This is a genomic window from Shewanella colwelliana (genome assembly GCF_001735525.1).
GTDB classification, from domain to species: Bacteria; Pseudomonadota; Gammaproteobacteria; order Enterobacterales; family Shewanellaceae; genus Shewanella; species Shewanella colwelliana.
Map to the genome: position 1 here is coordinate 40,503 of NZ_MCBT01000040.1, position 12,664 is coordinate 53,166.

A 12,664-nucleotide genomic window follows, 5' to 3' on the forward strand; every position below is an offset into this window, starting at 1 on the left:
TGACGGATGGTTACAGCCTCTATTTCTTTGTTTGCTAGACGTTGACACAACACATCATAACTAAAAATAATAAATTGAATGATATCAAAGGGAGTTAATATGAGCGGTACCGCATTAGTCACCAATGATGCCACTGGCTTAGGCCTGCTAGCGGTGATCTTAGGGTTTGTTTTTTACACCAATAGCAGCAGCCATCCATTTTGGGTTAAGTTTTATCGTTTTATTCCGGCGCTATTGCTCTGTTACTTCCTACCATCCTTACTTAACTCCTTTAACATTCTTGATGGTGATACCTCAAAACTCTATTTTGTGGCGTCACGCTACTTATTACCTGCCTGCTTAGTGCTGCTAATTTTAAGTGTCGACCTTAAGGCGATCATGAGCCTTGGGCCGAAAGCGATTGTCATGTTTTTAACCGGTACCGTGGGGATCGTCATTGGTGGCCCTATTGCGTTACTCATTATCTCGGCTATTAATCCCGATGTTTTAGGTGTTACTGGCCCTGAAGCGATTTGGCGTGGTATGACAACCCTAGCCGGTAGTTGGATTGGCGGCGGCGCTAACCAAGCGGCGATGAAAGAGATTTATGAAGTAGGTGGTGACATCTTCTCAATAATGGTCACCGTGGATGTGATTGTGGCTAATATCTGGATGGCAGTATTGCTGTTTATGGCCTCAAAAGCGAAACAGATTGATGCGAAAACCGGGGCTGATACTTCCGCGATTGAACGCTTAAAAGAGAAGGTTGAAAAGTATCACGCAGAAAACGCACGTATTCCGAGTTTGCGTGATTTAATGATGATCGTCGCGGTTGGTTTTGGCATCACGGGTCTTGCACACATGATTGCCGATTTCTTAGGTCCGTTCTTTGAGGCCAATTATCCTTGGACCCGTGATTACAGTCTGACTTCTAAGTTTTTCTGGTTGATTGTTACCGTGACCACGATAGGCTTGGCGATGTCCTTTAGCCCTGTGCGTCATTTAGAAGCCGCTGGTGCGTCCAAAGTGGCGTCGGCGTTTCTCTATATCTTAGTTGCGACCATTGGTCTGCATATGGATGTATTTAAACTCTTTGACCCTGCTAACTTGTGGTATTTCGCTATTGGTATTATTTGGATGCTGGTTCATGCTGGCTTTATGCTACTGGTGGCTAAGCTGATTCGTGCACCGCTGTTTTATATGGCGGTTGGCAGCCAAGCAAACGTTGGTGGCGCGGCATCTGCACCAGTGGTTGCAGCGGCTTTTCACCCCGCATTAGCGCCCGTAGGTGTACTCTTAGCGGTACTGGGCTATGCTGTAGGCACTTATATGGCATGGTTATGTGGTCAGGTTTTACAAGTTGTCGCTTCTTAAAATCTGAGTAAAGAGTTTGATTAATGCCGAGGTTTTGCCTCGGCTCTTTGAGAGAGAAATTACTGATGAGTAATAAAACTATTACACTAGGCGCCATTGAGATCGCCAATGATAAGCCGTTTGTTCTTTTTGGCGGTATGAACGTGCTCGAGTCGCGTGATCTTGCCATGAAGATTGCTGAAACTTATGCTGAAGTGACGCAGAAGTTAGGTATTCCTTATGTATTTAAGGCGTCATTTGATAAGGCTAATCGCTCATCGGTCAACTCTTACCGTGGCCCTGGCATGGAAGAGGGGTTAAAGATTTTTGAAGAGATAAAGTCAACCTTCAATCTGCCACTCATTACCGACGTGCATGAAACCTATCAGTGTGCTCCGGTTGCAGAGGTTGTTGATATTATTCAGCTCCCCGCTTTCCTTGCGCGTCAAACCGACCTAGTGGTCGCGATGGCAAAAACTGGCGCTATCATCAATGTGAAGAAGCCGCAGTTTCTAGCACCGCATGAGATGCGCCATATTATTACCAAGTTTAACGAAGCCGGTAATGATGAGATCATCTTATGTGAGCGTGGTTCAAGCTTTGGTTACAATAATCTTGTTGTCGACATGCTGGGCATGGATGAGATGAAACAGTCTGGCTACCCAGTTATCTTTGATGCGACCCATGCATTGCAACGTCCAGGTGGACGCGCCGACAGTGCTGGTGGACGCCGTGCTCAAGCAACCGAATTGGCCCGCAGTGGTATGGCGTTAGGCTTGGCTGGCTTATTCATTGAAGCACATCCAGACCCTGATAATGCTAAATGCGATGGCCCATGTGCATTACCACTGCATCAGCTTGAGAACTACTTGGTACAAATGAAGGCAATCGATGATTTAGTTAAGTCATTTGATCCTATCGATACCAGTAAGTAATGACTTAACATCAATCCATAGAGCCTCGCATTCGCGGGGCTTTGTTTTATCTGGTATATGAGCATTTTTAAGGTTGGTTACAGTCTGCCTATGTATCCTGCTGCTATATTAAAAAACGCTGAGGTAGAAGATGCTCGGCAATAAAAAATAAGAGGGATGAGATGATGTCGAATGAAACTCAGGCGCCGGGGCTGCTGGGCCGTGCACTGGATGGGATTGAACGGGTGGGCAATAAACTGCCTGATCCGGCTATGCTGTTTCTAATCTTGCTGTTTTCCGTGTGGGGGCTATCAGCATTACTCTCTGGAATGAGCTTTGATGCAATAGACCCAAGAACTGACGCGCCTATTGAGGTGACTAACTTACTGAGTGCCGAAGCGCTGACTCACTTCCTAACCACCATGGTGTCGACCTTTACCGCATTTGCGCCCCTGGGCGTGGTTTTAGTGGCAATGTTGGGTGTCGGGGTTGCAGAACACTCGGGGTACATCAATACAGCATTAAAACAGATGCTCAAGGTTACCCCCGCAAAACTGCTGACGCCTGCGGTTGTATTGGTTGGGATTATCTCTCATACCGCAACCGATGCTGGTTATGTGGTAGTTATTCCTCTTGCTGGAGTCATTTTCTTTACGGTCGGTCGTCATCCACTTGCCGGTATCGCTGCGGCATTTGCCGGCGTATCGGGTGGCTTTTGCGCTAACTTTATTCCATCAGGTATTGATCCCTTACTGCAAAGTTTTACCCAATCGGCAGCGCAAATAGTTGATCCAACTATTCAAGTTAATCCTCTCAATAATTGGTTTTTTGCTGCCTCGTCATGTATTCCTATTACGCTGCTTATTTGGTACCTCACAGATAAAGTGCTTGAGCCGCGCTTAAATCGTACCCATAAGGTTAACCGTGAAGCGGTCGATATTCCTGTGATGGAGCAAACTACCGTCGCTGAGATGAAGGCGTTTCGCATTGCCAGTTTAGTGATGCTGGTTGCTATTCTTGGTTTCTTTTCACTGACTATCTCAGAGAGTTCTACCTTGCGTGATGCCAATGGCTCGCTGACCAGTTTTAGTGCCCCATTGATGAAATCGATAGTGCCATTGATTTTCATCTTCTTTATGTTGCCAGGTTTGGTCTACGGCTACTTAACAAAGACATTTACTAACTCATCTGATGTCGTGCAAGCCATGTCAAAATCGATGAGCGGCATGGCACACTATATTGTGATGGCGTTTTTCTGTGCCCAGTTTGTTGCTGCGTTTTCAGCCTCTAATCTAGGTGCCTTGATTGCGGTTGAAGGAGCCGGTGCGCTGAAGGCGATGAACCTCTCTGCCGAAATTACCATTGTCGGCATGATTCTGCTGGTGGGGTTTGTGAACCTATTTGTCGGTTCATCATCGGCAAAATGGGCCTTGATAGGTCCGGTATTAGTGCCGATGTTAATGCAGCTCAATATTAGTCCAGATCTATCTCAGGCAGCTTATCGAGTGGGTGATTCAAGCTCTAACATCATTACCCCGTTGATGCCCTATTTCCCATTAGTTGTGGTTTACTGTCAGCGGTATGTGAAAGGGATTGGCATCGGCACACTTATTTCGATGATGTTGCCATTTAGCTTAGCCTTGATTTCGATTTGGAGTGCGTGGTTATTGCTCTACTGGTCGCTGGGGATCCCGTTAGGGCTAGGCGCGAGCTACACATACTAGTAATTAAAATAGAGTCTCCTTTGGAGGCTCTATTTTTTTGGCTATAAGCTTGGGCAATTGAAGAATGCTCAGCTTATCAGTTTCTGCTCGAAGTCCTCTATCGTTGCACGTATCATCGATGGCTAACAAGATTGGGATAAGTTGATATGTGGGTATTTTTCACACTGCTTGCGGCCTTTATGCAGGCATGGCGTAATGCGTTTCAAAGCCAGTTAAGTGCTGATGTTAAGGTGGCGGGTGTGACTTTGGCGCGCTTTATTTGGGCTGGACCGTTTGCAGCACTCTATCTCTATGGCTTGTCTCTTTGGCAACCGATAACCACACCGATCACTTTTGAGTTGTTTACTGCACCGTTCTGGGCTTATGTTATCGGTGCGTCTGCGATGCAGATCCTCGCCACCGCATTAATGGTGCAACTGTTTAAGATGCGTGACTTTGCCATTGGAGCGGGGCTTGCTAAGAGTGAGGCGATTGTAGCCGCCATTTTTGGCGTGTTGTTTTTTGGTACCGATCTCAGTGTCTTGGGCTGGATTGGGGTGATTGTCGGTGCAACCGCCATATTTATGATGAGTACTCGCGAAGGCATTAAACACCTTTCTCTCGCGACGCTGCTAATTGGTTTAGCCTGTGGCAGTGCATTTGCATTGACCTCTTTGTGGGTGAGGGAGGCAAGTTTATGTCTAGATATACCATTTCCACATCGGGCTGCTTGGGTGCTGTTGTGGGTAATTGGTATACAAACCCTCAGTTTATTGCTGTTTCTTGCTATTAAAGATAGAGCGACGCTATTGGCGCTTTGGCAACGGCCTAGGTTGACACTACTTATCAGTCTTTCTAGCTGTATGGGGTCAATTGGCTGGTTCAGCGCAATGTCATTGCAGGCCGTGCCTTATGTGAAAACATTGGGTCAGGTTGAAGTGTTTTTTACCATTTTAATTTCTACGTTATTTTTACAAAAGAAGGTAAAAATTAAGGATGTCGCAGCCTTGGTGTTAATTGGTATTGCGGCGGTATTAGTGATGTGGAGCTAATTCTCATTTGACAATGCCACCTTGCGGTTAACGGCAAGGTGACATTGTCGCATAGCGTTTAAGCGGTTTGATACCTAGCTAAGATTTTACCTAAGCTTTCTGAGGCTTGAGATAGTTGACTCACCCCGTGTGAAGATTGGTTGGCGAGATCTTTAATCGTATTGGCTTTCTGTCTTATCTCACTCAATTCAGAGGCAATACCATTGGCCACTTCACTCTGCTCTTGTGAGGAGGCCGCAATTTGAAAGCTCATGTCGATAACGCTTTGCGATGACTCGGTGATTGAACTGACATCGGTACCAATCTCGGTGATCAGGGCTTGGCTTGATTGCGCCTGCTTCACCGTATTTTGAGTGATGCTGTCAATGTTGTTGGTCTCTAATTGCAAGTTCTCAATCATGCTCTGAATTTCGACGGTTGCAGCCTGGGTGCGGCTGGCAAGGGTTCGTACTTCATCTGCCACGACGGCAAAGCCACGCCCCATCTCTCCGGCACGTGCCGCTTCAATTGCCGCATTGAGTGCTAAGAGGTTGGTCTGCTCAGAGATACCATTAATGGTGGTGATCACCTCATTAATTTTGGTCGCGTTGGTTTTTAGGGTGCTAACAGAATCTGAGGTTTGTTCAATAAACCCTGACAGCTGCTCTATATCCTCAATGGCACGCTGAACTCGTTGATAGCTCTGACGGATAGAGGCGGAGTTTTGCTCCACTTGCTGTACTGAGTTGGTGGAGATACTTGATACTTCTGCCGCAGAGGCCGTCATCTCCTCCATTGCCGTTGCTACTGAGTCGAGTGACAGATATTGCTGCTGAATCTGCTCTTCACTCTCTCTATTCTCATTAGCGAAGGAAGAGGCGGTACCATGTAACGTATTAGCGTTGTCTTTAACGGTTACCACTAGTTCGGTCAATGTATCCATTGCCTTATCCAATGCACAGCCGATTGTGCCAAACTCATCACGCCCAGGATGAAAGCCCAGGCGTGAAGTAAGGTCGCCCTTTCCTATGTTTTCAGTGGTTGTCCAGAGCACCCAGAGTGCGCCGCCGATGAAGGTCGCATTCCAATAAAGTAAAACGCTAAATGGCAGTAACCAGAGGTAGGTTAGCAATAGGCTAGAGAAAGCGCTGCTTTTAGCAGACTTTTCGGCATTACCGACATTTTCTGTCATGCTGAGGTTTTGTCCGGCTTGATTACGCACAACGGCTGTAATGGCATCACCGCTGCGAGATGATTTGGGTGCACTGGCTTGCTGAATGTTAAGCATGGCTAATTTGTCGCTTTGACCACTTACATCCAAGGCTCGCACAGCCCCAGAGAGTTTAGCCTCAAGAGTGCTAAGAGACTCTTGTTCTATTTGTGCAATGTTATCTTGATACCGCAACACTGCGACACTGGTGAGTGCGATAAAAAACAAGCCCCAAATGACCCAGAACTTATCATTGATGGACATTTTGATGAATAACTTGTCTATGGAGCGAAAATTGACTTCTTTCATAGTCTCTTCCAAATGGTGCGTAATATTTAAAGATTTATGCCGATAACAGCTTTAAGTTAACCTACGCTGTTTTTATTAATAAATACAGTACGTATCTATAATAGCTGCATGTAGAAGCATTAGTGTCAATTGATTCACATCTGTTGTATTTATTTACCTATTTTGTTGTGGCTGCCATGCGATTTTTGCTGTTAGCAGCATAGCGCAGTGACTCACCAGTAATCCAAAGCTTACTCCAGCGATCAAGTCACCAAGAAAGTGATAGTTCATCCCCAGTTGTCCGGCAATCGCGATGAGCATAAGTCCTGTCCATAACGGCCAGAGCTTGGGGAATTGTCGCCAAAAGGTGAGTGCCAGTGCGCTGGTAAATAACGCATGGCCTGATGGAAACGAATTATAAGAAAGACCATGGGCGAAAGGATGGAATGCTTCTATACCGTCGGCGATCCACGAAGGATTGTGGCCAGTCGGTAAGGTTATCCAGCTCTCAGGCCAAGTGCGGCCAAAAATAAATTTGGCAGTAAGTCGCACGATGAACGCCAGCATCAGAGTTACTAATAGAGCAATGGCTAAGTGTAAATAGGTAGCCCTAAATTGTTTAACGATGCAGGCGATTATCACTAACGCGGCCATCAATTCGAGTAATACGGGGGTATAGCTAAACAGCTTAAACCATTCGCGATTTAGCGAGTGGGTGTGCATGAGTGATGATAGATCTCGGTCGAAGTAGCTGATACTCACCAGACATAAAGACGCGAGCAGGATATAAAGTAGGCTAAAGCCTTTAAGTGTCTTGGGAAACAAGAACTGTGGCATAGAGAGGTAATTGGCTCTGAGTTATCTGTTGGCTTCATACTTTACGCCAGTTACCTAGATTATCAAAATGCCGTCTTCGGACGGCATTTTTAAGTCGTTAGGAACTTAGTGGCGTAGGCTATCAATTAAATAGTTTAGGCTAGGGTTTTGTTCAAAATTCTGGACTGGGGTGACATTGAATTTTGGGGCGATTAGCCAATTTCGATGGACAAGTTCATCTAGAAGGCTCAAATACTGCACGCTGGTCTTGCCAACCAAAAGGTTGCTGAGATCGCGCGTTTTCGACAAATGAAGCATCTCCAGGAAGCCACTTAAGTAGAGATGATCTTTAGTAAAACCACCGCCGCGATAGACACGCGCAGTGGTCACAAATGCACTGTCCTTATCCATACCTACTTCATCAACCAGATAATTAAAGGTGAGATAGAAGTCTTGTTCTCTTAACATGGAATCGACGGCCAAAACTCGACAGGCGAGAGTATTAAGTCGCGCGTGCGCCATAAACCCGGCGTGAAGTTCGGCTAAAATGGCTAAGCCTTCTTGCGTATGGGTAGCACCTGGCAGACCAAGCCTGAGCACTTTAAGCGGCTGTTGCTTAGCATTTAGGGTCGTGGCCATGTGGATGCCGAGCTCATGTTGAATAAGGCGTTGTACTTCGGCGTGACTAAACTCCGCTTGGCTATTGACGGTTAGCTGTGCAGGCAAGGAGCTGACCATAGCTCTGGCCACTATAGCGCTGCTGGTCGCCACTTTGCATTGCATGCCCCATTGTTCTGCTTGCTGCTTCATCATTTCGCAAGCCGCTTTGGCATCATAACGCTCGCCGTCGGCTTCAGGGATCTCTTTGGCATAAAGTAGGAATTTGGCGTTACTGATCGCACTGCGATCAGGGCGGCCATGGTAACGCAATGCGTTATAAACAAAGCTTTCCTGGCCAACACTGGTAAGTAGGTCAACTTGTTCACTTAACTTATTTACCACGTCGCTGTACATCTGTTTAAGCGCTGGATCGGAGATATTGTCTATCGGTAGGCGGTAGATTCTATATTTAAACTCGTTGGCGTCGATAGGCAGTTGCCGATATTTAAACGCAGGCTTAAAGCGGTTCAGTTCTCTAAAGAAACGTTTTTTTTCCGAGGCTAAATTGGTTGGGTTAACATACTTTAGGGTATCGACTTTTTGCGCCAGCCTGTAGAGACTTGCATCAATTTCCAGTACCGCGGGTTCAATGGCACTGCTAAGCATATCTGCACGGCGAATTTTGCTACGGCGGTTAAATTTACGTTGAAAATAAGCACTCGTGATACTGAATGCGTGCTTAAGACCCAGTTTAAGGTCATCAAGCACGATGGGATAAACCTCACCTGTTAGCTCATCCATAAACACTTTCTTTATCGCCAGTGGCAGCACTAAGGTGCGGTCAAAGTGAGCATTGGTATGAGTGATCAGATAGCCTTGCTTGTCTTCTGAAATTAAGGTGTCGGCATCGACATCCATATGTGGCAAGGTGATGTGAGTGAGCTCGGCTTGGAATTTCTTTACTACATCCCCCCAGCGCTCAATGTCAATGCCAGCGGTTCTAATATTGAATGTTGGTGTACGTACCTCTTCGCGTTTGTAGTTGTACGCATGTAGGTCAAACACCATGACCATGCCAAACATTGATTCCAATTTGGCAATGAGTGCTTGGTAGAGTATATAAAAGTCATTGTGTTTGGCTTGGCTAATAGCGCGTTGCTTATCGCTCAGTGGTTTACGCCATACTTGTTTTTGCCATGCTGACTTGTAATAAGTACTCAGGCTTTTAGGTTTATTGAGGTCGTACTCAAATCGAGAATCTGTGCAGGCTAATGTGATCGGCTGCGAGGCAAGTAGCTCGTCCGTATAGGGGTTCTCTTCTAAATAGCGCTCTTCAGCGTTTAATTGACACAGTTTTACCAGATCATTTCTAACTTGATGGCCGGCATGAATTGCGGTACTGACTACGGGAAGGTATTCCTCTATCTTAATGATGCATCCTGAGGACTCTAATTGACCTGCAAACACTTCTCCGCGTTTGATTAACGCTAACATCTGTTCGAGCGTATAAGATTGAATATTCATATGCACTGTGCTGGTTTCTTATTATTAACGATAAACGTTATTACGTTGATGGGGATTACGCAAGCCAGATGTGGCCATTGCACGGAATGCAATAAATCATAGGACTAATTGGGATTAATCCTCTGTATCGAGCACAGTAGGGCGTGCAAGGTGAACCTAAATAAATTAATTAGGTTTTTGCCTGCGCCTAATGAGGTAAGCGCAGACAAAAAGTTACGTTATTTAAGCAACTTCTTCGTTGTAGCTTTCGCTGTAGGTGACGCTCTCAACGCGCTTATTGCTGGTGCTATTGAGGGTGTGGAATTTTTTAGGCTCACGAGTGAGTTTAGTGTACTTCACCCACACGTGTTCTAATTTGGTGTTAGCCTTGTTAGGGTGTTTTAAAACCTTAATGAAATGCTTCTCTTCTGCCGTTTCCGGCTCTAACTGGCCAGCTTCAAACGCTAGCATGGTATCACCATAAAGGCTTAAAATTTCAGCTTCAGACAGCGTAAACTCTCCTGATTTGCTAAAGCCTCTAGGGAAGTTTTTATCATCAAAAAAACGCTTTTGACCAAAACGGAATGACTCTTCAGACATAACAGCCTCGACAATGTAAAGGAAACGCTTTTACTACGGGTTTATTTAATCGCGAAATTATGACGTTTGGATGAAAAAGAGAAGCAAAATTTTTTTATCGTCACTATAACGATAAATTGTTATTCTCTGCGTGAATTTTACAGAGGCTGATTTATGGATGTAAAAGTTTTTAAAACCTTTTTAGAGGTGGCACAAACTCGTCATTTTGGGCGTGCAGCGGAGAACCTTTACATTACTCAGGCGGCGGTTAGTGCGCGGATTAAACAGCTTGAAGCCTTTTTTGACTCGCCACTGTTTATTCGAGACCGCAATAGCATCAAGCTGACCTCCTCTGGTGAGCGTTTGGTGGCTTACGCTGAAGTGATGGTTAATACCTTGGAGCAGGCTAAAAACGAGCTGGCATTGGCTAACCATAAAGCGTTGCAATTGATGATGGCTGGCACACCAAATATCTGGGATGCCTACCTTCAACATTGTTTGAGCAAAGTCACTGAGGAGTTTCAAGGGTATGGGTTTCAAGCAGAAGCATTAAGCCGCGAGCAGCTCCATCGAAATTTGATTGAGCGAACCTTGGATATGGCCTTCAGTTTTGATCCTCTAAAGTCTGATGAACTGGTATCTAAGCAGGTCGCAGATTTGGTGCTGGTATTGGTTGCCACAGAAGCCTGCAATGAGGGAGATGCTCTGTCAAAGCAATATGTTTATGTGGACTGGGGAACAAAGTTTGCCTCAGAACATGCAGAACGACACCATAGTCACAGTGCACCCTACTTGAGAACCTCTACTGGTCGAATAGCATTGGATTTCATACTCGATAAATCGGGTGCTGCTTATTTACCGTACTCAATAGTGGCGCCATTTATTGCCGCGAAGCAGTTATTTCTAGTAGACAATGTTGAGGCGTGGAGTCGCCCCATCTATCTTAACTACCGAAAAGACAGCACAGCATTGGATGCCATCACAAAAATAGAGGCGTTGGTGGCAAAAATTGATCCGTCGACTGCCTATACCCTGCAGCAGGCTGGCCAGCAAAACTAATGTTCAGGGGCGGCGGTGTTTGTTTTTCGCTTCATGGCGATAGCAATACAAATGCCTGCACCGCCCCAAGTGATTAGTAGAGTGAGTAACATCATAATCATGGCGCTGTAACTCATGGGTCGTCCTTATTTATATTCATCTGTGGGAAAACTATCTTTTTTACCGACAGCGTTAATGAGAATGGCGAAGAACAGCATGGTGCCGATTAGCCCCCAGCCTAAGAAAAGTTGATCGGCAATTGGATAGTCGCCATAGCCTTCAACTAGGGTGATATAGAGGTTTTTCAACAAAATAGCACACAAGATAGTAGGGCTGATAAAGCGTAAGCAGATTTCCCACCAAGCCCCAATCTTAAACTCTGAACGCTGATTAGCGTGCTGGCGCAATATGGCAATCTTTAATAGCCAAGCAATCACTAATAATTCAATCAAGCAGCTCAGAAGCAGCGCGATGTTATTGATAAAGTAATCGACTAGATCTAACAGCAATAGACCACCATTGGTCGCAAATGCCATCGATACTAAGTAACCCGTCCCGCAAACTATTGCGCCTGCCATCTTCCTAGATATGTTTAATTTGTCGATAACGGCGCTGGTTACCGCTTCTATAATGGAAATATGCGAACTAAGCCCTGCTATCACTAGTGCGGTAAAAAACAACGGGCCAAGAATATAGGGAGCGGGCATCAAGTTGATGGCCGTTGGAATGGTGACAAACGCTAAGCCAATGCCAGATGAAACTACCTCAGTTAGCGGTTTCATCTGTTGCTCGGCCATATAACCCAGTACACCAAATACCAAGATGCCAGCTAATATGGAGAAACCACAGTTAATCAACACTGTCATAAAGGCATTGTTATTGATGTCTGCTTTGCTGGGCAGATAACTTGAATAGGCCAACATGATGGCAAATCCCACACTGAGGGTAAAAAATATTTGGCCATATGCGGCAGACCAGACGCTGGTATCGAGTAAGCGACTGAAGTCTGGTTCAAACAAGTAATTAAGCCCAGAGAGGGCGCCAGGTAGCATGAGTACACGAACAATTAGTACCAAAACCATAATAAACAGTAATGGCATCATTATCTTGCTGGCGCGTTCTATACCGCTTTTGACACCTGACAGAATGGCGATGCTGGTCATTGTCCATGCTAATGTCATGGATATAGCGATACCCGCTTGAAAATCGCCTAGGCTCGAAGGCGAGTTGTTGCCGAGCTTTAAGTAATCTTGAAAGAAAAATTGGTTGGGATTGTCGCCCCAGCTTTGGCTAAACGAAAATCCTAAATAGGAGATGGTCCAACCGATAATTGCCACGTAGTAAACGGCTATTACCGCCGCGATAAAAACTTGGAACCAGCCAAGCCACTCAAGTTTGATACCGATACTGTTGCCCAGTTTGGCGAATATTTGTGGAGACGTTTGGCGGAATTTATGCCCTAAGCTGAACTCCATGATCATAAAGGGGATGCCCGCAGTCAGCATGGCAAATAGGTAGGGAATAAAAAATGCACCGCCGCCGTTATCGTAGGCCATATAGGGGAAGCGCCAAATGTTACCCAAGCCGATGGCTGAACCTACAGCTGCAAGGATAAAACCGACTCGTGAATTCCATTGCTCTCTTTTCATC

11 protein-coding genes are annotated in these 12,664 nt (G+C 45.6%); 5 read left to right on the forward strand and 6 right to left on the reverse strand.

Going from position 1 to position 12,664, the window contains the following annotated elements:
- Window positions 1-99: 99 nt before the first annotated feature.
- From BEL05_RS12245 to BEL05_RS12260, 4 genes are all read left to right on the forward strand, one after another.
- Window positions 100-1,353, forward strand: a complete 1,254-nt coding sequence (locus tag BEL05_RS12245) for a DUF819 family protein (protein ID WP_028763959.1) — start codon at window positions 100-102, stop codon at window positions 1,351-1,353.
- 65 nt (window positions 1,354-1,418) lie between these two features.
- Complete coding sequence (gene kdsA / locus BEL05_RS12250; protein ID WP_028763958.1) at window positions 1,419-2,267, forward strand: 3-deoxy-8-phosphooctulonate synthase; 849 nt, start codon at window positions 1,419-1,421, stop codon at window positions 2,265-2,267.
- Between the two features lie 161 nt (window positions 2,268-2,428).
- Window positions 2,429-3,970: an AbgT family transporter gene (locus BEL05_RS12255; protein ID WP_069671338.1), complete on the forward strand. Its 1,542-nt coding sequence runs from the start codon at window positions 2,429-2,431 to the stop codon at window positions 3,968-3,970.
- Window positions 3,971-4,116: 146 nt separating this feature from the next.
- Complete coding sequence (locus BEL05_RS12260) at window positions 4,117-5,001, forward strand: DMT family transporter (protein WP_028763956.1); 885 nt, start codon at window positions 4,117-4,119, stop codon at window positions 4,999-5,001.
- Between the two features lie 58 nt (window positions 5,002-5,059).
- On the opposite strand, the gene BEL05_RS12265 is transcribed toward BEL05_RS12260, so the two are convergent.
- The 4 genes from BEL05_RS12265 to BEL05_RS12280 form a co-directional block, all read right to left on the reverse strand.
- Window positions 5,060-6,499, reverse strand: a complete 1,440-nt coding sequence (locus BEL05_RS12265) for a methyl-accepting chemotaxis protein (RefSeq protein WP_069671339.1) — start codon at window positions 6,497-6,499, stop codon at window positions 5,060-5,062.
- Between the two features lie 153 nt (window positions 6,500-6,652).
- Entirely contained in the window at window positions 6,653-7,315 is a 663-nt protein-coding gene (locus tag BEL05_RS12270) for a phosphatase PAP2 family protein (RefSeq protein ID WP_069671340.1), read from the reverse strand.
- A 105-nt stretch (window positions 7,316-7,420) separates the two neighbouring features.
- Window positions 7,421-9,418: a flavohemoglobin expression-modulating QEGLA motif protein gene (locus BEL05_RS12275; RefSeq protein WP_069671341.1), complete on the reverse strand. Its 1,998-nt coding sequence runs from the start codon at window positions 9,416-9,418 to the stop codon at window positions 7,421-7,423.
- A gap of 222 nt (window positions 9,419-9,640) precedes the next feature.
- Complete coding sequence (locus BEL05_RS12280; RefSeq protein WP_028763953.1) at window positions 9,641-9,997, reverse strand: MaoP family protein; 357 nt, start codon at window positions 9,995-9,997, stop codon at window positions 9,641-9,643.
- Window positions 9,998-10,150: 153 nt separating this feature from the next.
- Between BEL05_RS12280 and BEL05_RS12285 the strand changes: the two genes are divergently transcribed.
- The gene (locus BEL05_RS12285) at window positions 10,151-11,035 is read left to right on the forward strand and encodes a LysR family transcriptional regulator (RefSeq protein ID WP_028763952.1); all 885 of its coding nucleotides are present in this window, start codon (window positions 10,151-10,153) and stop codon (window positions 11,033-11,035) included.
- Here the strand turns inward: BEL05_RS12285 and BEL05_RS20935 are convergent.
- Window positions 11,032-11,151, reverse strand: coding sequence for a MetS family NSS transporter small subunit (locus tag BEL05_RS20935; protein ID WP_139151878.1), 120 nt, complete (start codon window positions 11,149-11,151; stop codon window positions 11,032-11,034). The genes BEL05_RS12285 and BEL05_RS20935 overlap by 4 nt on opposite strands.
- Window positions 11,152-11,160: 9 nt before the next feature.
- Window positions 11,161-12,663 carry a sodium-dependent transporter gene (locus BEL05_RS12290; protein WP_069671342.1) on the reverse strand — a complete coding sequence of 501 codons (1,503 nt, stop codon included), beginning with the start codon at window positions 12,661-12,663 and terminating at the stop codon, window positions 11,161-11,163.
- Window position 12,664: the final 1 nt, after the last annotated feature.

Bases quoted from the DNA above. Each gene is read 5' to 3' on its own strand.
- BEL05_RS12290 (WP_069671342.1), bottom strand. From the start codon at position 12,663: ATGAAAAGAGAGCAATGGAATTCACGAGTCGGTTTTATCCTTGCAGCT.
- BEL05_RS12265 (WP_069671339.1), bottom strand. From the start codon at position 6,499: ATGAAAGAAGTCAATTTTCGCTCCATAGACAAGTTATTCATCAAAATG.
- BEL05_RS20935 (WP_139151878.1), bottom strand. From the start codon at position 11,151: ATGAGTTACAGCGCCATGATTATGATGTTACTCACTCTACTAATCACT.
- BEL05_RS12270 (WP_069671340.1), bottom strand. From the start codon at position 7,315: ATGCCACAGTTCTTGTTTCCCAAGACACTTAAAGGCTTTAGCCTACTT.
- BEL05_RS12275 (WP_069671341.1), bottom strand. From the start codon at position 9,418: ATGAATATTCAATCTTATACGCTCGAACAGATGTTAGCGTTAATCAAA.
- BEL05_RS12285 (WP_028763952.1), top strand. From the start codon at position 10,151: ATGGATGTAAAAGTTTTTAAAACCTTTTTAGAGGTGGCACAAACTCGT.
- BEL05_RS12255 (WP_069671338.1), top strand. From the start codon at position 2,429: ATGATGTCGAATGAAACTCAGGCGCCGGGGCTGCTGGGCCGTGCACTG.
- kdsA (WP_028763958.1), top strand. From the start codon at position 1,419: ATGAGTAATAAAACTATTACACTAGGCGCCATTGAGATCGCCAATGAT.
- BEL05_RS12280 (WP_028763953.1), bottom strand. From the start codon at position 9,997: ATGTCTGAAGAGTCATTCCGTTTTGGTCAAAAGCGTTTTTTTGATGAT.
- BEL05_RS12260 (WP_028763956.1), top strand. From the start codon at position 4,117: ATGTGGGTATTTTTCACACTGCTTGCGGCCTTTATGCAGGCATGGCGT.
- BEL05_RS12245 (WP_028763959.1), top strand. From the start codon at position 100: ATGAGCGGTACCGCATTAGTCACCAATGATGCCACTGGCTTAGGCCTG.